At 29.6% G+C, this 18608-nt stretch carries 22 protein-coding genes; 5 read left to right on the top strand and 17 right to left on the bottom strand.

The window, feature by feature from the left end; all coding sequences use genetic code 11:
• The first annotated feature begins 16 nt into the window (after positions 1-16).
• Genes AMN81_RS00150 through AMN81_RS00140 form a run of 3 tightly spaced genes read left to right on the top strand, consistent with a single transcriptional unit; the run spans position 17 to position 1889 of the window.
• A complete protein-coding gene (locus AMN81_RS00150) occupies positions 17-790 on the top strand; it encodes a 5-oxoprolinase subunit PxpA (protein WP_179850551.1) in 774 nt (257 codons plus the stop codon).
• Complete coding sequence (locus AMN81_RS00145; RefSeq protein WP_256998197.1) at positions 787-1272, top strand: tetratricopeptide repeat protein; 486 nt, start codon at positions 787-789, stop codon at positions 1270-1272. Before AMN81_RS00150 ends, AMN81_RS00145 begins: the two co-directional genes overlap by 4 nt.
• Before the next feature lie 5 nt (positions 1273-1277).
• On the top strand, positions 1278-1889 hold the full coding sequence (locus AMN81_RS00140; RefSeq protein WP_072090139.1) for a YjbE family putative metal transport protein: 612 nt from the start codon (positions 1278-1280) through the stop codon (positions 1887-1889).
• On the opposite strand, the gene panB is transcribed toward AMN81_RS00140, so the two are convergent.
• The 10 genes from panB to AMN81_RS00090 are packed head-to-tail and all read right to left on the bottom strand — an operon-like array spanning position 1890 to position 9589.
• A complete protein-coding gene (panB, locus tag AMN81_RS00135; protein ID WP_072090138.1) occupies positions 1890-2660 on the bottom strand; it encodes a 3-methyl-2-oxobutanoate hydroxymethyltransferase in 771 nt (256 codons plus the stop codon).
• Positions 2653-3054, bottom strand: coding sequence for a hypothetical protein (locus AMN81_RS00130; protein ID WP_072090137.1), 402 nt, complete (start codon positions 3052-3054; stop codon positions 2653-2655). The genes panB and AMN81_RS00130 overlap by 8 nt, the downstream gene beginning before the upstream one ends.
• 10 nt (positions 3055-3064) lie before the next feature.
• The gene (locus AMN81_RS00125) at positions 3065-3484 is read right to left on the bottom strand and encodes a VOC family protein (protein WP_072090136.1); all 420 of its coding nucleotides are present in this window, start codon (positions 3482-3484) and stop codon (positions 3065-3067) included.
• A gap of 21 nt (positions 3485-3505) precedes the next feature.
• Positions 3506-5068, bottom strand: a complete 1563-nt coding sequence (gene guaA / locus AMN81_RS00120; protein ID WP_072090135.1) for a glutamine-hydrolyzing GMP synthase — start codon at positions 5066-5068, stop codon at positions 3506-3508.
• A complete protein-coding gene (locus AMN81_RS00115) occupies positions 5058-5498 on the bottom strand; it encodes a tetratricopeptide repeat protein (protein ID WP_072090134.1) in 441 nt (146 codons plus the stop codon). Before AMN81_RS00115 ends, guaA begins: the two co-directional genes overlap by 11 nt.
• Positions 5498-6574: an IMP dehydrogenase gene (guaB, locus tag AMN81_RS00110; RefSeq protein ID WP_072090133.1), complete on the bottom strand. Its 1077-nt coding sequence runs from the start codon at positions 6572-6574 to the stop codon at positions 5498-5500. The genes AMN81_RS00115 and guaB overlap by 1 nt, the downstream gene beginning before the upstream one ends.
• Before the next feature lie 37 nt (positions 6575-6611).
• Positions 6612-7223, bottom strand: a complete 612-nt coding sequence (locus AMN81_RS00105; RefSeq protein ID WP_072090132.1) for an RlmE family RNA methyltransferase — start codon at positions 7221-7223, stop codon at positions 6612-6614.
• Entirely contained in the window at positions 7224-8135 is a 912-nt protein-coding gene (locus AMN81_RS00100) for a glycosyltransferase (protein ID WP_072090131.1), read from the bottom strand. It lies immediately after the preceding gene.
• Positions 8135-8938 (bottom strand): CDP-diacylglycerol--serine O-phosphatidyltransferase, encoded by an 804-nt coding sequence (gene pssA, locus AMN81_RS00095; protein WP_072090130.1) that lies wholly within the window; start codon positions 8936-8938, stop codon positions 8135-8137. Before pssA ends, AMN81_RS00100 begins: the two co-directional genes overlap by 1 nt.
• Before the next feature lie 3 nt (positions 8939-8941).
• A complete protein-coding gene (locus AMN81_RS00090; protein ID WP_072090129.1) occupies positions 8942-9589 on the bottom strand; it encodes a phosphatidylserine decarboxylase in 648 nt (215 codons plus the stop codon).
• Positions 9590-9665: 76 nt separating this feature from the next.
• On the opposite strand from AMN81_RS00090, the gene AMN81_RS00085 reads away from it, so the two are divergent.
• Positions 9666-10880, top strand: a complete 1215-nt coding sequence (locus AMN81_RS00085; RefSeq protein ID WP_072090128.1) for an NADP-dependent isocitrate dehydrogenase — start codon at positions 9666-9668, stop codon at positions 10878-10880.
• Here the strand turns inward: AMN81_RS00085 and alaS are convergent.
• The 7 genes from alaS to AMN81_RS00050 all read right to left on the bottom strand — a co-directional run bounded on the left by alaS (position 10872) and on the right by AMN81_RS00050 (position 18092).
• Positions 10872-13538, bottom strand: coding sequence for an alanine--tRNA ligase (gene alaS, locus AMN81_RS00080; protein ID WP_072090127.1), 2667 nt, complete (start codon positions 13536-13538; stop codon positions 10872-10874). The two genes, AMN81_RS00085 and alaS, sit on opposite strands and share 9 nt — an antisense overlap.
• A 93-nt stretch (positions 13539-13631) precedes the next feature.
• Positions 13632-14789, bottom strand: coding sequence for a recombinase RecA (gene recA / locus AMN81_RS00075; protein WP_072090126.1), 1158 nt, complete (start codon positions 14787-14789; stop codon positions 13632-13634).
• A 107-nt stretch (positions 14790-14896) separates the two neighbouring features.
• Entirely contained in the window at positions 14897-16189 is a 1293-nt protein-coding gene (locus AMN81_RS00070; RefSeq protein WP_072090125.1) for a TolC family outer membrane protein, read from the bottom strand.
• Positions 16186-17115 carry a uridine kinase gene (locus tag AMN81_RS00065; protein WP_072090190.1) on the bottom strand — a complete coding sequence of 310 codons (930 nt, stop codon included), beginning with the start codon at positions 17113-17115 and terminating at the stop codon, positions 16186-16188. The genes AMN81_RS00070 and AMN81_RS00065 overlap by 4 nt, the downstream gene beginning before the upstream one ends.
• A gap of 7 nt (positions 17116-17122) precedes the next feature.
• The gene (locus tag AMN81_RS00060) at positions 17123-17488 is read right to left on the bottom strand and encodes a GFA family protein (RefSeq protein WP_072090124.1); all 366 of its coding nucleotides are present in this window, start codon (positions 17486-17488) and stop codon (positions 17123-17125) included.
• A gap of 12 nt (positions 17489-17500) precedes the next feature.
• On the bottom strand, positions 17501-17884 hold the full coding sequence (locus tag AMN81_RS00055) for a VOC family protein (RefSeq protein WP_080986882.1): 384 nt from the start codon (positions 17882-17884) through the stop codon (positions 17501-17503).
• Positions 17885-17897: 13 nt separating this feature from the next.
• Positions 17898-18092, bottom strand: a complete 195-nt coding sequence (locus AMN81_RS00050; protein WP_072090123.1) for a hypothetical protein — start codon at positions 18090-18092, stop codon at positions 17898-17900.
• Positions 18093-18267: 175 nt separating this feature from the next.
• On the opposite strand from AMN81_RS00050, the gene AMN81_RS00045 reads away from it, so the two are divergent.
• Positions 18268-18608, top strand: a 341-nt coding sequence (locus AMN81_RS00045; RefSeq protein WP_072090122.1) for a LexA family protein, incomplete at its 3' end; no start/stop codon positions are given.

The raw sequence follows: 18608 nt of genomic DNA, 5'->3' as shown, positions 1-18608 counted from the left end.
CTTAACATTAGAGACTATGGAAATTAATATAAATTGCGATTTAGGTGAAAAATCAAAACATCATTCAAATAAGTATGATCCAGATTTACTAGAAATAGTTAATTCTGCAAATGTCGCATGCGGTTATCATGCAGGTGATGATGAGTCGATGAATCAAGTAGTTCAAATTTCAAAAAAAAATGGTGTTAGTATTGGAGCGCATCCGTCATTTAATGACCCTGAAAATTTTGGAAGGGAAAGAATGAATCTTCCGGCTAATGAGGTAAGACAATTGATTATTGATCAATATGAAATTCTTCAAAAAATTGCTCAAGATTATGGAGAGAACGTTACTCATATAAAACCACATGGTGCTTTAAACAATATGGCTTGTGAGGATATAGACTTAGCTACTACTTTAGCAAAAGCCATAAACGAGATTAGTAAGGATTTAATTTATTTGGTTCCTACAGGATCTAAAATGGAAGTAGCAGCCAAAAAACTAAACATGCGTATAGCTTGTGAAATATTTGCTGACAGAAATTACGAGGATGATGGGAATCTAGTTTCTAGAAAAAAACCACATGCTCTTATTACTGATCCAGAGGAAGCTAAAAAACATGTATTAAATATGGTTAAAAATCAGTCACTTAATTGTCACAGTGGAAAGCAGATACCTTGTGAAATAGACTCTGTGTGCATACATGGGGATAATGAAAGTTCATTGTCTACTGCGAAATCAATTAAGGAAAATTTAATAGAAAATGGGCTGCAATTAAAACCACTTAACCAAATGAAAAAATTTATATGATCAAAAAAACTTTTTATTCACTTTTGTTTTTAGTTTTACTATCAACAAATTCATATTCTGCAGGAACTGACAGTACTAGCAAAGTAAAATCAGATTATACTCAGGCTGTTACTTTAATTAAAGCGGCTAAAAAATATGAAAAAAAAGGAAAAATAGAAAAAGCCAATAAAAGATATGAAAAAGCTCAAGCATTGTTAATCAAATCAAACAAAAAAAAACCACTTCAAGCAGATACTTTAAACTATCTTGGTTTTACAACTAGGAAACTTGGAGATTTCGAAAATGGAGAAAAGTATTATCTTCTAGGTTTAGAAATTGATCCAAATCACGTTGGTATAAATGAATATTTAGGTGAATTATACGTTGTTACAAATAGATTAGATTTAGCGAAAGAAAGATTAAAAGTATTAGAAAGTTGTAATTGTGAAGAGTATAATGAATTAAAAGAAATTATAGAAGGCACAAAGAAATCTAAATATTAAAAATCTTGATTGAAGAACTCATAATTTTAACAAATATAATTTTTATCACGATTATATTAACAGCAGACAATGCTGTAATTGTTGGATCAATTGCTTCAAATTTTGTTCCAAAAAATAGAAAACAAATAATTCTTTGGGGTGTAATTGGAGCCTTTGTTTTTAAAATCTTTTTTGCAATTTTTGCGACTTTTTTATTTGAATTTTATTTTATAAAAATTTTAGGTGGTTTATTATTAATTTGGATCGTTAATGATTTAAGAAAAGATTTATTAGACATTAAAAAAGTAAAACCCACTACAAAAAAAAGCAAAGAACCTTCTTACATAAGTAGTATCGGAAAAGTTTTATTTGCAGATATCATGATTAGTTTCGATAACGTTATTGGTGTTGTAGCTGCAGCAAAAGGTTATTTTGGATTTATGATATTTGGACTTGTTTTGTCAGTAGTTCTTACTGGTGCATTAGCAACGTATATGGCTAATTATATACAAAGGCATATTTGGATAGCTTATGTTGGTTTAATATTTATCTTAATTGTTGGTCTGCAATTAGTAATTGGTGGATTGGTTGATCTTGAAATATTAAATATTAATGAAGAATTTAAAAAATACTTTTAATTAAAAAGAATTTTTTTTATTAGGAAATTTAATTTTTCTAACTTCTTTTGAATAATTAGAAACAGCTTTAGAAATATCATTTCTAATTTTTGCATATTTTTTTACAAACTTATAATTCATTGGATTTAATCCGATTAAATCATCAAAAACTAATATTTGACCATCACAATATTTAGAAGCTCCAATACCAATAGTTGGTATCTTTAAATTTTGGGTGACAAGCTTTGCTAAAGAAGTTTCAACACATTCTAAAACAATTGAAAATACTCCAGCTTTTTCTAATAATTGTGAGTCTCTTATAATGTTGTTTCTCTCTAACTTTTTTTTTCCTTTAAATTTGAAAGTTTTATCTGATTGAGGAAGTAGACCTAAATGACCCATAACTGGAATTTTGTTTTTAACTAAAGATTTGATTGTTTCATAAATTTTTTTTCCACCTTCTAATTTTACACCGTCACATTTAGTTTTTTTCATTATTTGCTTTGCATTTTTTACTGCTTCTTTAGGAGTTCGATAAGTGTTATGTGGCATATCAACAATCATTAAACTTTTTTTTATACCCATTCTCACACTTTTAGAGTGTTCAATCATGGTACTCAAAGTTACTTCTCTTGTAGATTTATAATTGTATAAAACCGAACCAAGAGAATCTCCTACTAAAATTAAATCACAATAATTATCCAATATAGAAGCAATATTTTTTGAATAGGCAGTTAGACTAACTATTTTTGACTTATTTTTTTTTGCAATAAATTTTTTAATTTTACTCATTTATAAATTCTTGGCTCTTATAAGCTTTCAAAAGCTTTTTAGATATAGATAGTTTCTTTGCAATAGGAGATTTTTCGTCAATAATTCTCCAAAAAGGAAGTTTTGGTTTTTTAGTTTTTTTTTTAATTTGTTCCTCTAATGATGCCTCTATAGCAATTCTTAAAAAAATCCCTGTAGATACTGGACAAGTTTTGTTAGCTTTAGCTTTTTTAGCTAAATCTTCTCTCATTTGAATAACTGTCTTTTTTTTACCTTTAGGAATTTTATTAATATATTTTGCTATTGAACTTGGAGATGAAACTAACATCGTTTCACCTTTCTTAATATCTGCAAAATTGAAAGTTAATTTTTTGATTTTTTCTTTGTATGGTTTGTTAAACTTAGCAATCCACATTAGAAAAATATTACCAGATACCAGTATTCTCCATTGAGGCCCAAGGTTCTTGTGGATCTAAATATCCGTCTTGGAGTAATTCGATTGAAATATTATCTGGTGATCTAACAAAAGCCATATGACCGTCTCTTGGCGGTCTATTTATGGTATAACCCATGTCCATAAGTTTTTGGCATGTCTCATAAACATTATCTACTCTGTAAGCTAGATGACCAAAATTTCTTGATCCCTCTCCTAGATCATCACCATCCCAGTTATATGTTAATTCGATCTCAGTGTTTTTATCATTTGGTGGAGCAAGAAAGATTAAAGTGTATCTTCCTTTTTCACTATCTTTTCTTCTTGTTTCTTTAAGTCCAAGACCTTCACAAAAAAACCTTAGAGATGCATCAACATCACTAATTCTAATCATAGTATGTAAATATTTCATAATAATACTTATAGTTAAAAATTACTCTAATTCAATAGTGCTTGGTGGCTTTGATGTAACATCATAAACAACTCTATTAATTCCCCTTATACTATTTACTATTTTATTTGAAATAGTTTGCATAAAAGACTTTTTAAATTCATAATAATCAGCTGTCATTCCATCTTCAGATGTAATTGCTCTTAACAAACATAAATATTCATATGTACGATTATCTCCCATTACACCTACAGTTTTTACTGGAAGTAATGCTGCGTATGCCTGCCATATCTTATGATAAAGACCATGATCTTTTAAAGCTTGGATAAAATAATAATCAGCCTCTTTTAAAATTTTTATTTTCTCATTTGTTATTATACCAGGCATTCTGATAGCTAAACCTGGTCCAGGGAATGGGTGCCTTGAAATAATTTCCTTACTTAAATTTAGCTCTAATCCTAATTTTCTTACCTCATCCTTAAATAAGAATTTTAGTGGTTCTACTAATTTTAAATTCATTTTTTTTGGTAAACCACCAACATTATGATGAGATTTTATTTTCGAAGTTTGGCTTCCAGTAACAGATTTGCTCTCAATTAAATCAGGATAAAGAGTTCCTTGAGCTAAAAATTTAACATTTTTTATTTTCTTAGCATATCTCTCAAATATTTTAATAAATAAATTACCAATTATTTTTCTTTTTTTCTCTGGATCAGAAATATTTGTTAATTTTTTTAAGAATACCTTTTCAGCATTTACATAAATTAAATTCATTTTTAAACGCCTCTTAAAAGTTTGAACTACTTGTAATTCTTCATTTTTTCTTAGAAGGCCAGTGTTTACAAAAATACAATAAAGTTTTTTACCAATAGCTTTATTCAACAATTGAGCAACTACACTACTATCTACACCTCCTGACAATGCACAAATAACTTTATTATTTCCTACTTGTTTTCTAACATCTTTAATAAGCTGATTTTTTTGATCTTTAGAGGACCAATTTCTTTTAATTTTACAAATAAAAAAAATAAAATTACTTATTAATTTTTTTCCGTTTTCAGTGTGAGTTACCTCTGGATGGAATTGCACTCCATAATATTTTTTTATTTTATTTTCAACAATAGCAAATTTTGAATTAGTGCTTGATGCAATAACTTTAAAATTCTTAGGAAGTTTTGAAACTTGATCAGCATGGCTCATCCAAACTTGTTTAGATTTTTCATTTCCAAAAAAATTAGTTGTTAAAAGACTGTTATTTTTTTTATAAACATTAGCTAGACCAAATTCTCTATGTTTTGATTGTTTTACTCTTCCGCCATTAAGTTTTGACAAAATTTGATGCCCAAAACATATTCCAAGAACAGGTACATCAAGCTTTAGAATTTTTTTATCAAATGAGTACTTATTTATTTGATAAACATTTAATGGACCACCAGATAATACTATCCCTTTAATACTGTGATTTATGTCTTTTAGTTTTATTTTTTTGTGACTAACTATTTCTGAAAACACACCTAATTCTCTTACTCTTCTTGCAATTAATTGAGTAAATTGAGAACCAAAATCTATTATTAAGATTTTATTTAGATTTTGATCAAGACTCATTATTTTCAGGTTCAATATTTTTTAATGACTCTTGAATATCTTTGTTTTCATCACATAAATTTTTACAAACTTTCACAAATTTATCAGAAAGATCTTTAACTTTTTCATAATTTGATTTTTCTAAAGCAATTTTCATTAACATTAATAAAGCTTCCTCATTATCTGGCTCAATTAAAAGTGTTGTTTCTAAATTGTATTCTTCTTTTCTTTGATTTTCTTCTTGGTTATAAATTTTTGCCAAATATAAATATGACTTTGCATCTTTTGGATTAAAAACAATATTTCTTTCAAATAAAAAACGCGCATCTTCATATTTTTCTTTTTTAAATAATTCTAAAGCTTCATTAAAAAAATTTTCTTTACTAAAAGACGTGCTGTTAAAAGAAACTGTTAAAAGTATTAATCCTATTAGTTTTAAAAATTTGCTCATTAATATTTGCTATCGTTTTTTACCACATCTACATTATGAACCATACTTTCATAAAATCCAGCTTTTGTAATTTTCACAAATTGCGGTTTATTTCTTAATTTAATAATTGTTTTTGATCCAAGATAACCCATGGAAGATTTCAATCCACCAATTAATTTATAAATTATGCTCCCAACATCTCCTTTATATTTAACAAAACCTTCAACACCCTCAGGCACATATTTTGAGGAGTCTTTTTGTTTTTTTTGAAAGTATCTATCAGCTGACCCTTTGTTCATAGCTCCAACAGAACCCATCCCTCTAAAACTTTTGAAAAGCTGTCCATTTTTTTTAATTAATTTACCTGGGGTTTCATTTGTGCCTGCAAATAATGAACCAATCATTACAGCATCAGCTCCTGCAGCAAATGCTTTAGCCAAATCTCCAGAATATTTTATCCCCCCATCTGAAATTATTTTAACATTTTTATTCTTTAAAACAGTTCTTACAGCTAAAATTGCGCTCAATTGAGGAACTCCTATTCCAGCTACTAATCTTGTAGTGCAAATAGAGCCTGGCCCTATCCCAATTTTAATTATATCTACTCCTAATTTTATTAGGAATTTTGCAGCTTCTGGTGTTGCAATATTTCCTGCACATAAAGCAATTTTATTGCTTTTTATTTTTTTTATATATTTGATTATTTCAGCAACTTTTTTTGTGTGGCCATGTGCTGTGTCTACTACAATCAAATCTACACCTTCTTTAACAATTTCTTTAGCTCTAAAAAATTCACTGGCTGATGCACCTACAGCTGCTCCAACAATTAGTTTTTCTTTTTTTACTTTTTTTATTTCTGATAATTGTTTTTTTATATCAAGGTTTCTGTGAATTACTCCAATACCGCCAGCTTTAGCTATAGCTATTGCCATTCTGCTTTCTGTTACAGTATCCATTGCAGATGATATAAGAGGAATTTTAAGTTTTAAATGCTTTGTTAAAGATACGCTTGTGTCTGCATCAGAAGGTAATATTTCTGAATACTTTGGAGCTAGTGTAACATCGTCAAAGGTAAGTGCTTCTTTTATAGGAACCATGATCTTTTATATATGATTCCTTTTAAATTAAAAGTCTCTATCGAATTTTTCTACAAATTATAAAACTTTCTTTTGAATCTTTTCTGCTAGATTTTGGTTTAAAAACCTTAACTTCTTTAAAATATTTTTTTCCCTCTGCGACGATTTCGTTAAATGTGCCACCCATAAAAATTTTTGAAATAAAATATGCATTTTCTTTCATTAAGTCTTTTGCAAAAAACATCGCCTCTTTACACAGTTCTCCAGTTTGAATTGAGTCTATATTTTTAATTCCTGTTGTATCTACAGCCATATCAGACATTACAACGTCAACTTTGCCATTGATGTTTTTCTTGATTTCTTCTTGAATTTTTTCTTCAGTAAAATCTCCTTGAATTTGAACACTATTACCTATGGGTTCAATTTTTTTAAGATCTATAGATATTAACTTGCCACTTTTAGCTGTTTTCATAGCATATTGTGACCATGAGCCGGGAGCAGCACCAATATCAATAACTGACAAACCTCCTTTAAATATTTTAAACTTTTCATCAATTTCCATTAATTTATAAGCAGATCTTGCCCTATAACCATCTACTTTAGATTGTCTAACATAGATATCTCTACGCTGCTTATTTACCCAGTTTTTAGAGATTTTATTTTTTTTCAATTAATTACTATATCTTAAACTTTTGAGTATTTTTTTATCTTTTAAAGTTTTAATTTCAATTTTTATGCTTTTATCAATTCTCATGTCTTTACCATCTTTCCAAATTCCTGCAGCTAAGTGCATAATTCCGATTTTATAATTTGGAAGAAATGGTTCAACAAAAGTATCATTGTCCTGGTCATATTTTGGTAAAAGGTTGCTTGTAATCCAATTGCAATTTAACGGTAAAAACTCTGTTTCTAAATCATCAATATATACCGACATATTAATTGCGAGTCCTTCACTCCCAAAAATATTTCCAGCTTTTAACGTTTGAGATAAATTCTTCTGCCATGAAGCCCAACCTGGAGAATTATTTTCTAATGAAAATACACCTATGTTAATGTGAGGAGCGAAAGCTAACTTCCTAGCTTTCTCATAACCAATATTTGATTTCACTGCATGTTTGAAATTTTGTGATTTGATTATTGCAAGTTTGCCAAATAACCAATTTACTCTTGAAGTAATTTTATATCCAGGTCCTATAGTTTGGGTAATACCTAATTTTCCATTATCACAAGCTTTAAAATAAAGCTCTATACACTCCCAATCATTTACCCATGCATCACAATCAATCCATAAATATTTTTCATAATCAGGAAAATATTTAGGTAGAAATGCTCTAGATACTTGGCTTTTTAACCACTCTTTACCTTTAACTTTATATCCAGGAACTTCTATATCCCACTCAGCAGATTTAATTTCATCAACCTTTTTAAGTAAAATTTCTTTTTGGTCATCAGTCAATCCTGCATCTAAAATACAAATTGCAACATTCTTGCTTTCATTAAAACTTTTTATTGAATCTACTAGTTCGTTTAGTAAAGGAAAATAATTTGCGTCAGCTAAAGATACAATGACATTTTTTTTCATTAAAGTACGTCTTCAAGATCATCTTCATCTTGAATTTTGTCATTTTCATGAATTTTTTTCATTTTTTGATAGTGAAAAAAACTAATTGGTATCAAACTTAGGTAAATTATGCTGCTTATAGCAATAACATTAAATGTATATATTAATAAAAGTCCAAAAAATAGGACAATTGTAAATAATAAAAAAATTGTTGCTTTTCTTTGGATCACTATTTTTTTAAAAGAGTAAGTTGGAAATTTACTAATCAATAATAATGATGTTACTATAAAAAAAACTGGAACGATTATGTCGTAATTAATTTTTACATAATCAAATCCACTTAAACTTATAATTAAAGGTGTTAAAACTAATATGCCCCCAGCAGGTGATGGAACTCCTTCAAAGAAATTATCTCTCCACGAAGGTTCTTGATTGGAGCTAACATTAAATCTTGCAAGTCTTAAAGCTACACAAATCACATATACCAAACATAATAGCCATCCAAACCTCCCAAAAGTATTTAGTTTCCAAAAATACATTATAAATGCTGGCGCAACACCAAAGCTTATCATATCAGTAAGTGAGTCTAGTTCTTTACCAACCTTTGAGGTTCCTTTTATCAACCTTGCAATTCTTCCGTCTAAGCCATCTATTAAAGCAGCAAATATTATTGCAATGATCGCTAAATGAAACTCTCCACTTAATGCAAATCTAATTGAAGTTAAACCTATGCAAACTCCTATTAGTGTAAGCATGTTTGGAAGAAGCATTCTTGCATTCTTTTTATCTGTAACTAATTTAAAATTATTCTTTGGCTGTTCCATAAATTAATTTTTAGCCAGCAGTGTTTCTCCTGAAATTGCTGTTTGACCAACTTTAACTAGTGGTTCATAATTTTCATAATAAACGTCTGCTCTACTACCAAATCTAATCATGCCAATTCTATCGCCTTGACTTAATTCCTGATTTTTATTTGTCTCGCAAACTATTCTTCTTGCAACTAGTCCAGCTATTTGAACGACTACAATATCATTCCCATGTTTATCTTTAATTTTATAATAATTTCTCTCATTGTCTTCGCTTGCTTTATCTAAAGATGCATTTAAAAATTTACCTGGTTTATATAAAATATCTTCAACAACACCTGAGCACGGTGTTCTGTTTACATGACAATCAAAGACGTTCATAAAAATACTTATTTTTTTAAATTTTTTATTTTCTAGTCCAAGTTCTTTTGGACCATCTACCTCTTCAACTTTAATCACTTCTCCATCTGCAGGGCTTACTAGGTAACTATCATCACCTATAATTGTTCTCTCTGGATCTCTAAAAAAATAATAAACCCAGACAGTTAGTAAAATTCCTATTAATCCTAAAAAATTGTTAATAATAAAAAAAATGATAGTTATGAATACAGCTATTACTATGAACTTGTACCCTTCTGTATGAATCTTTGGAAATATCTTACTAAACATATTCTTCTATTTGCTAATTTTCGATTAATATGTATATAAAACGATCAAATTCAATTAATAAGATAATTTTTATTTAATGAGCAAAATCAAGGTAAAAAACCCAGTTGTTGAGCTGGATGGCGATGAAATGACTCGTATTATATGGGAGTTCATCAAAAATAAATTAATCCTCCCATATTTAGATCTTGGTATTGAATATTATGATTTAGGCATGAAAAGCAGAGATAATACTGATGATCAGATTACGATCAACTCTGCTAATGCTATTAAAAAAATTGGTGTTGGAATTAAGTGTGCAACAATTACCCCTGATGAAGCGAGAGTAGAAGAATTTGATTTAAAAAAAATGTGGAGATCTCCAAACGGAACTATAAGAAATATAATTGGAGGAACAGTATTTAGAGAACCAATTATTTGTAAAAATATTCCAAAACTTGTTCCCTCTTGGACTGATCCTGTAATCATTGGAAGACATGCATTTGGTGATCAATATAGAGCAACAGATTTTAAAGTTCCTGGAAAAGGAAAAATGGAAGTGAAGTGGACATCAGAAGATGGAAAAGATGAAATTAAATATGAAGTATTTAATTTTACAGGTCCTGGTGTGGCTTTATCAATGTACAATTTAGATAAATCTATTGAAGACTTTGCAAGATCTTGTTTCAGTTATGGGTTAATTAAAAAATGGCCTGTTTACATGTCTACTAAAAATACAATTCTAAAACAATACGATGGAAGATTTAAAGATATTTTCCAAGAAATTTTCGACAAAGAATATAAAAGCGAATTTGAAAAAAATAATTTAACTTACGAACATAGATTAATTGATGACATGGTTGCATGTGCAATGAAATGGAGTGGAAAATATATTTGGGCTTGCAAAAATTATGATGGAGATGTGCAATCAGATACTATGGCACAAGGTTATGGATCTTTAGGATTAATGACAAGTACATTATTAACTCCAGATGGAAAAGTAATGGAAGCAGAGGCTGCACACGGAACAGTAACTAGACATTATAGAATGCATCAACAAGGAAAAGAAACTTCAACCAACCCAATCGCATCAATTTTTGCTTGGACTAGAGGGTTAGCTCATAGAGGTAAACTAGATGTTAATGAGGAACTTATCAAATTTGCACAAACTTTAGAAAAAGTTTGTATTGAATGTGTTGAAAGTGGATCAATGACAAAAGATTTGGCAATTCTTGTTGGTCCAAATAGTAAATTCTTAACTACTAATCAGTTTTTAGATGAAATTGATGGAAATTTAAAAAAGAAATTAAAATAAACTCTTAAGCTTTTCGAAAGCTTCTTCAATTTTTGATTGATCTTGTCCACCAGCTTGGGCAAAGTCTTTTCTTCCTCCACCACCTTTACCACCAATTATTTCAGATCCAACTTTTACAAATTTAACTGCATCAAATTTGCTTGTTAATTTATCTGTTACTCCAACAGCTAATCCAACCTTGTCATCTTTATTTGCAAACACAACCACAATACCTTCACCTAAATCTTTTTTACCTTTATCTACAAGTTTTCTTAATTCTTTTGGAGGTAATCCATCTATTTTTTGAAGTCTTAACTTAACTCCATTAATTTCTTCGTCTTTAATAATATTTTTAGATTTATCCTCTAAAATTGAATTTACTGAAATAGTTTCTAATTGTTTAGTTAGGTTTTTAATTAAAGTTTTTTGATCAGCTTCATCTAAACTTGGTTTTCCTCCAAGTTTTATAATTTGCTGACTTAAATCTTTAATTGTTTCCTCGTCTTTTTCTGCAGATAGGTTTGATAATTTCTCTTTATTTTTTAAATATTCTTCCAATTGTTTATCTCTTAAGGCCTCAATTCTTCTAACCCCTGCAGCAATTGAAGACTGGCTGACAATCTTAAATTTACCAATATCACCAGTGTTTTTAACGTGTGTTCCACCACATAATTCAGTAGAAAAATACTTACCATTCTCATCTCCCATCGAAAGAACTCTTACTTCATCTCCGTATTTTTCACCAAATAATGCTAAAGCACCATTTTCAACTGCCTCATCAGGTGTCATTAATCTAGTTTTAACCTCAGATTTTTTTGAGACCATTTTGTTTACAAATTCTTCTATTTTATTGATTTCCTCATTCAAAATTGGCTTCATATGGCTGAAATCAAATCTTAATCTGCTTGGTTCTACCAAAGATCCTTTTTGGGTTACATGAGTACCTAGAACTCTTCTTAAAGACTCGTGTAATAGATGGGTTGCTGAGTGATAAGCTCGAGTATTATCTCTTCTTTCCACATCAATTTTTAACTCTACACTTTCCTGTAGTTTTATTGAACCACTCTTAACCTTTCCATAATGAACAAATAAATCTCCTAGTTTTTTTTGGACATCGGTTACTTCAAATTTAAAATCATTTGATACTATTTCACCAGTATCACCGACCTGACCTCCAGACTCACCATAGAAAGGAGTTTGATTCACTATAATCATTCCTTCATCATTTTCTTTTAACTGATCTACTTCTTTATTGTCTTTTAAAATAGATAAAACGACACCTTCAGCTTGATTTGTTTCGTATCCTAAGAATTCGGTTGCTTCTAATTTATCTTTTATTCCAAACCAAATATCTTCAACCGCTGCATCTCCAGAACCTTTCCAATTTTTCTTAGCAAGTTCTCTACTTTCCTTCATCAAAGATTGAAACTTTTCAGTATCAATTGACATTGATTTGTTTCTTAAAATATCCTCAGTAAGATCTAATGGAAAACCGTAAGTATCATATAATTTAAAAGCTACTTCACCTGACAACACTTTATCTATTTTAGATATTTCATCATTTAAAATTTTTATTCCTCTGTCTAATAAAACTAAGAATTTTTCTTCTTCCATTTTTAAAGTTTCTTTAATTAAAGATTCAGCTCTAACTAATTCTGGATAGTTTCCTGACATTTCATTTTTAAGTGTGTCAAACAAATTATAAAAAACTGGTTCCTTAGACCCAAGTAAATGAGAATGTCTCATCCCTCTTCTCATAATTCTTCGAAGAACATATCCTCTTCCTTCATTTGAAGGTAAAACTCCCTCAGCTATTAAAAACGAACTTGCTCTTAAGTGATCAGCTATAACTCTAAAACTTGCAAGATTAGATTTATCTGGTGTAACTTTTGTAATTTCAGATGCTGAAGCAATTATTTTTTTAAAATGATCTGTTTCATAGTTATCATGTGAACCTTGTAATAAAGCTGCAATTCTCTCTAATCCCATTCCAGTATCAACTGACGGTTTTGGAAGATTAATTCTTTTATCTTTGGTAACTTGTTCAAACTGCATAAAGACCAAGTTCCAAATTTCTATAAATCTATCTCCATCCTCATCTTTAGTTCCAGGTAAACCTCCTGGTAAATGATCGCCGTGATCAAAGAATATTTCAGAACATGGACCGCATGGACCTGTCTCGCCCATTGACCAAAAATTATCTGAGGTTGCTATCCTTATAATCCTATCATCGCTAAAACCCGCTATTTTCTTCCAAAAATTAAAGGCTTCATCGTCTTCATGAAACACAGTTACATAAAGTCTATTTTTATCTATTCCAAAATCTTTTGTAATTAAGTTCCACGCATAATGAATTGCTTGCTCTTTAAAATAATCACCAAAAGAAAAATTTCCTAACATTTCAAAGAATGTATGGTGACGAGGTGTGTAACCAACATTTTCTAAATCATTATGCTTACCACCTGCCCTTACACATTTTTGTGACGTTGTGGCTCTAACATAATCTCTTTTTTCTAATCCTGTAAAAACATTCTTAAACTGGACCATTCCAGAGTTAGCAAACATCAATGTGGGATCATTGTTCGGAACCAAATTACTAGACTCCACAATCTTGTGATCGTTCTTTTCAAAATACTTCAAAAAAGTATTTCTTATTTCATTGAGTGTTTTGTCTGCCATATTTTTAAAATACAGCTTTTTTATTCTATGTCTAGATACCGAAGGGAAAAAAGGCGCTTAAATTAAGCGCCTTTTATTAATAAAGATGACCTATTAATTCTTTTTAGATGATGGAGGAGTGGCTTCTGCTTTTTCAGCTTCTTCTTTTTCAGCTACTTTCTTTTCTTTCTCCAATTTTTCAGGATCGATTGGATTTCCTTCTATTTTCTTAGAAATCACACCTGCTTTTTCTCTAATTGCCATTTCGATTTCTGCAGCAACTTTAGGATTTTGAGCTAAATAAGTCTTAGCATTCTCTCTACCTTGACCAATCTTCTCTCCTTTATAAGCATACCATGCGCCTGATTTTTCAATTATATCTGCTTTAGAACCAAGATCGACTAGTTCGCCCATCTTGCTAATTCCTCTTCCATACATCAAATCAAATTCAACAACTTTGAATGGTGGTGCTACTTTATTCTTAACTACCTTCACCCTTGTAGAGTTACCAATAATTTCATCTTTATCTTTGATGGCACCAATTCTTCTAATATCCATTCTTACAGATGAGTAAAACTTAAGTGCATTACCACCTGATGTTGTCTCTGGACTTCCAAACATAACTCCAATTTTCATTCTAATTTGGTTAATGAAAATCATCATTGTATTTGTATTTGAAATTGAACCTGTTAATTTTCTTAAAGCCTGACTCATTAATCTAGATTGAAGACCAACATGATGATCTCCCATCTCTCCTTCAATTTCAGCTTTTGGAGTTAAAGCTGCAACTGAGTCAATAACGATTACTGAAATAGAGCCTGATTTTACTAGTGTATCAGCTATTTCTAACGCTTGTTCACCTGTATCTGGCTGTGAAATTAAAAGTTCTTCAGTATTTACACCTAATTTTTTTGCATAAACTGGATCTAATGCGTGTTCTGCATCAACGAATGCACAAATTCCACCAGATTTTTGAGCTTCAGCAACAACTTGTAATGCTAAAGTTGTTTTTCCAGATGACTCTGGTCCATAAACTTCAACAATTCTTCCTTTTGGTAATCCACCTATACCTAAAGCTAAATCAAGGCTTAAAGAACCTGTTGAAACAGACTCGATATCCATCGCTCTTTTTTCACCAAGCTTCATTACTGAGCCTTTTCCAAAATTATCTGTAATTTGAGCTATCGCAGCGTCTAACGCTTTGTTCTTTTCTTTAACGTCCATTTCTTGATCTTTAGTAGATTTAACTACTTTTAGGTTATTTTTCGTCATTTTTTGCCTCTTTTTTTAAATTTTTTAACACTCGAATCATGAAATAAATGTACACATTTTGTTCTCATTAGCAATATATTTATTTTCAGGCTCAAAAAATCAAATAATTACTTAAGTTTTAGATATTGGCTGTTTAGCAAGCCTACTGCTTTAAGCAGATTATATTGAGCCATTAAATAGTTTTTCTCAGAACTTGCTAAAGAAATTTGAGCTGAAAGCAGTAAAGCATTTGATTGAATAACGTCAAGAGTTGTTCTTGATCCCCTTTCATACTCTGCTGCTATTCCTTCATTAGCTATTTCAGCTGCATTTACTTGAACTCTAACTGAATTTAAAAAACTTTCTGAAGATTCTAGACTTGACCAAGCACTTGCTACATTTGTTTCATTTGTTCTTACAGCATCATCTAACAATAATCTTTTTCTTGTAGTTAAATTTGAATTTTTTGAGATAGTTGATCTTTTTTTTCCTCCTGAATAAAAAGGCCAGCTTACAGTTGCTTTTAAAACATCTTTTTCTCTTTCATCTATCGTAGAGGTAAAATCATCTGAATAAGATCTTTCTAAAGATAATGATGCAGTAGGTTTTAAATCTGACTCTGAAATAGCTAATTCTTTCTCTGCTTTTAATAAATCTAATTTAGCAATTTGAATATCTGGATTATTTTGCTTTGAAAGATTTAGTGCTTCATTTAAATTTTGTGGAATATTGACTATGGCATTTGAGTTTTTTTGCAATTGTTCAGGATTATTTATTTGGCCAATTATATTTTCATAATTCAGTTTATTTATTAATAGATCACTTTTAGCCTTTGCAAATTGTGCTTGAGCTCCTGCAAGTGATGATTCAGATTGCGCTAGATCTGTATTCGTAATTTGACCTCTATCTCTCCTGATTTTATCATTTTCTACCTGTCTATTTAAAAGATTTAAATTTTTTTGATTAATATCTAATTTTTCTCTCGCTAAAATTAAATTAGTAAACGCATCTATAGCTTTATGTAAAATATCTTGTTCTTTTTTAAGTAATTGTGCTTTAGCTAAATCAAGAGCAACAATATTTTTTTGCAAAGTTAAATCTCTTCCAAAGTCTAATAAAGTTTGTTCTAATTTAATGGAAGTAGTTAAGGGGTCTACATCAGTTATAGTTGCATTTCCTCCACTTTGGTTTGTAAGTTTATTAGTTTCTTCAATACTTTTAGATCCGCTTAAGGTTAACGATGGCATGTAATCAGCTTTAGAAATATTAATATCTTCTTCAGATGCTTTAATATTTTCTCTTTCAGCATTTAATTGAATATTATTTTGATAAGTTTGATTTAATGCATCATATAAAGTAACTGCAATAGCATTACTAAAATAAAATATTGATGCGATAACTATGATAAATATTTTTTTCATTTCGATTTATATACAGCAGTTTTAATTTGATGGTTACTGTTTAAATTTAAAATTATAGAGGCATATTTTGGCATATTTTTGAACATGTTCTGAGTAATTCTTTGATAAGTTTGCATAAAATTAATTACATCCCCTTTGCTCATTATTTTATGACTACCTTTTTTCTTTGTTTTTAACCATAGTTTGTGTTCCTGCTTTAATCTCCACTTTTGTAACAAACTAAAGTTTTTTGCCTTTAAGTAAATCATACAATTTAACTGAGAATATAACTTCTTATACTTAGTTTTTAATTGCTGGTTAACAAATTTTCTCCAAACAAGTTTATGATCATTGGCCTTTTCCATAGAGTTAATAGATTTTTTTAATGTCTTTTCAGTTTCTGCTCTTGCTCCAACACACCATCCTTCAAAAATAATTACATCTGGTCTTTTGTTGATTTTGCTCCATTTATTTTTAGGAAATCTATCATCAATTGCCTTATTAAAACTTGGTAATTTCATTTTTTTAAATTTTTTACTTTTTGATTTTTTAAAGAAATTTAACATCATATTAATGTCATGTGTACCTGGTACACCTCTAGTTAATAACATTGGGTGTACTTTTTTTGATAAAGCTATTCTTTCTTTTCTAGTTTTATAAAAATCATCGATAGAAATCTTAAATACTTTTAGTTTAAAATACTTTTCTAATATTATCCTTATTATTGAACTTATTGTTGTTTTGCCTGTTCCCTGTCCTCCAGCTAAACCGACAAAGTAAGGTTTTTTTTTATCTGCTTTTTTTGAAATCCAAAAACATATTGGAATTAAAAAATTCTTAATCATCCTCTCTTTATTGCCAAACTTTTCAGTTGATGTCTCTTGTGTTTTAATGAATTTAAAACAATCTTTTTTAACTTTCTTAAAACACTCTTCAGATAATTTCATTGAAGTTTTATTTTTCTTGATCCATTGGATGGTTAAGACCATCAAAGAAAGCTACTTCTTTTAAATCTTCTACTTTGACATCGTCTACACATCCCATATTAAATCCAGTCATAGTCGGTGCACTTCTAGGATTGTGATGAGTATAAATTCCACACTCTTTGCAGAAGTAATGATTAGCTACTTTAGTATGATATTTATATAAAGTTAATTTATCCTCTCCTTTAGTAATTTTAAAATCTTCGTTTTTAACCATCCCCATTGTTGCATTTTTTCTTTTACAAATAGAGCAATTGCATCTTACAATTTTTGCTAATTCGTTTACTGATGAATTAATTTCTGCTTCTACGGCGCCACAATGACAATTTAGTTTCATATAACTCCTTTTTTATTTTAAATTACTTTTAGCTGCAATCTTATTTCCGTCAAAGTCACGGATATAAGCATAATAATTTCCATCACTTCTTACTCCTGGTCCTCCCTCATCAGTAGCTCCTTTTGACATTGCAATTTCATAAAATTTTTCTACTACTTCTTTAGAGTCTGCTAACAAAGTTATTTGTGTTCCATTACCGAAGGTTGCTGGTTCACCATTTACTGGGTTTGTTACATAGAATAAAGTTTTGTCAGGATCGCTTGCATGAGAGTAACCAATATATTTTTCTGTTATTACAGTTTTTTTTAATTTTAAAGGTTCGAGAACAGCATCGTAGAACTCACTCGATTTTTTATAATCGTTAGAACCAACCATCACAAAATCTAAAATATTCATAATTTATTTTTACTTATTTATTATATACCTCGTAAACTTTTTCTCTTTCACTTTTGTTCATTCCCTTGGTTTCTTCTATAAACTTATTTCTTAATTCTCTTGTTTTTAATATGAAAAAACAAACAGTATCTTTGCTATGGTAAACTGCTTTTAATTCATCATCTATTTCGTTTAACTCTTCTGGAATATCTGCTTTAATACAAATCATAATTTTCCTTTATAAATCACTTTAAGACTACTTATTGTAAAAGTTATCCACATGTCCACCAAATGTTGTTTTCGATGTTCACGTTTTGATTCACTTTTGATTCAGTTACAGACTCAAAATACAACCTCTTGAGTGTATTGTATAAATGGTCTATAAAGTAGAACAAAACAAGAACATGAAACTAACAATCCCTTATTATCTACATAAAGCAGGCGCTGGCTTTCCTTCCCCTGCTACTGATTATATCGAAGAAGATATTGATCTGAACATGCATTTAATAAGAAATGTTCCAGCAACTTTCATCATCAGAGTTCAAGGAAAATCAATGGTCGATGTTGGAATTAATGATGGTGATTTATTAGTTGTCGATAAAAGTTTAAAACCAAAAAACTTTTCAACGGTGATTGCGAATGTTCATGACGAACTTGTGGTTAAAACTTTAGTTCAAGAAAGAGATAAAAAATTTTTAACTTCTGGATCTAAAGAATTTTCTGACAGAATTTTAATTAACAAAGA

Origin of the sequence: Candidatus Pelagibacter communis, from assembly GCF_001179845.1 — a bacterium.
GTDB classification, from domain to species: domain Bacteria; phylum Pseudomonadota; class Alphaproteobacteria; order Pelagibacterales; family Pelagibacteraceae; genus Pelagibacter; species Pelagibacter ubique_Q.
This window is presented reverse-complemented; position numbering and strand designations above follow the sequence as displayed.

Coding starts and splice junctions, on each gene's coding strand:
- AMN81_RS00050 (WP_072090123.1), bottom strand. CDS start 18,092: ATGATTTGTATTAAAGCAGATATTCCAGAAGAGTTAAACGAAATAGAT.
- alaS (WP_072090127.1), bottom strand. CDS start 13,538: ATGGCAGACAAAACACTCAATGAAATAAGAAATACTTTTTTGAAGTAT.
- AMN81_RS00065 (WP_072090190.1), bottom strand. CDS start 17,115: ATGAAATTATCTGAAGAGTGTTTTAAGAAAGTTAAAAAAGATTGTTTT.
- AMN81_RS00150 (WP_179850551.1), top strand. CDS start 17: ATGGAAATTAATATAAATTGCGATTTAGGTGAAAAATCAAAACATCAT.
- AMN81_RS00090 (WP_072090129.1), bottom strand. CDS start 9,589: ATGTTTAGTAAGATATTTCCAAAGATTCATACAGAAGGGTACAAGTTC.
- panB (WP_072090138.1), bottom strand. CDS start 2,660: ATGAGTAAAATTAAAAAATTTATTGCAAAAAAAAATAAGTCAAAAATA.
- recA (WP_072090126.1), bottom strand. CDS start 14,789: ATGACGAAAAATAACCTAAAAGTAGTTAAATCTACTAAAGATCAAGAA.
- AMN81_RS00055 (WP_080986882.1), bottom strand. CDS start 17,884: ATGAATATTTTAGATTTTGTGATGGTTGGTTCTAACGATTATAAAAAA.
- guaA (WP_072090135.1), bottom strand. CDS start 5,068: ATGAGTCTTGATCAAAATCTAAATAAAATCTTAATAATAGATTTTGGT.
- AMN81_RS00145 (WP_256998197.1), top strand. CDS start 787: ATGATCAAAAAAACTTTTTATTCACTTTTGTTTTTAGTTTTACTATCA.
- pssA (WP_072090130.1), bottom strand. CDS start 8,938: ATGGAACAGCCAAAGAATAATTTTAAATTAGTTACAGATAAAAAGAAT.
- AMN81_RS00130 (WP_072090137.1), bottom strand. CDS start 3,054: ATGTGGATTGCTAAGTTTAACAAACCATACAAAGAAAAAATCAAAAAA.
- guaB (WP_072090133.1), bottom strand. CDS start 6,574: ATGGTTCCTATAAAAGAAGCACTTACCTTTGACGATGTTACACTAGCT.
- AMN81_RS00070 (WP_072090125.1), bottom strand. CDS start 16,189: ATGAAAAAAATATTTATCATAGTTATCGCATCAATATTTTATTTTAGT.
- AMN81_RS00100 (WP_072090131.1), bottom strand. CDS start 8,135: ATGAAAAAAAATGTCATTGTATCTTTAGCTGACGCAAATTATTTTCCT.
- AMN81_RS00125 (WP_072090136.1), bottom strand. CDS start 3,484: ATGAAATATTTACATACTATGATTAGAATTAGTGATGTTGATGCATCT.
- AMN81_RS00085 (WP_072090128.1), top strand. CDS start 9,666: ATGAGCAAAATCAAGGTAAAAAACCCAGTTGTTGAGCTGGATGGCGAT.
- AMN81_RS00060 (WP_072090124.1), bottom strand. CDS start 17,488: ATGAAACTAAATTGTCATTGTGGCGCCGTAGAAGCAGAAATTAATTCA.
- AMN81_RS00115 (WP_072090134.1), bottom strand. CDS start 5,498: ATGAGCAAATTTTTAAAACTAATAGGATTAATACTTTTAACAGTTTCT.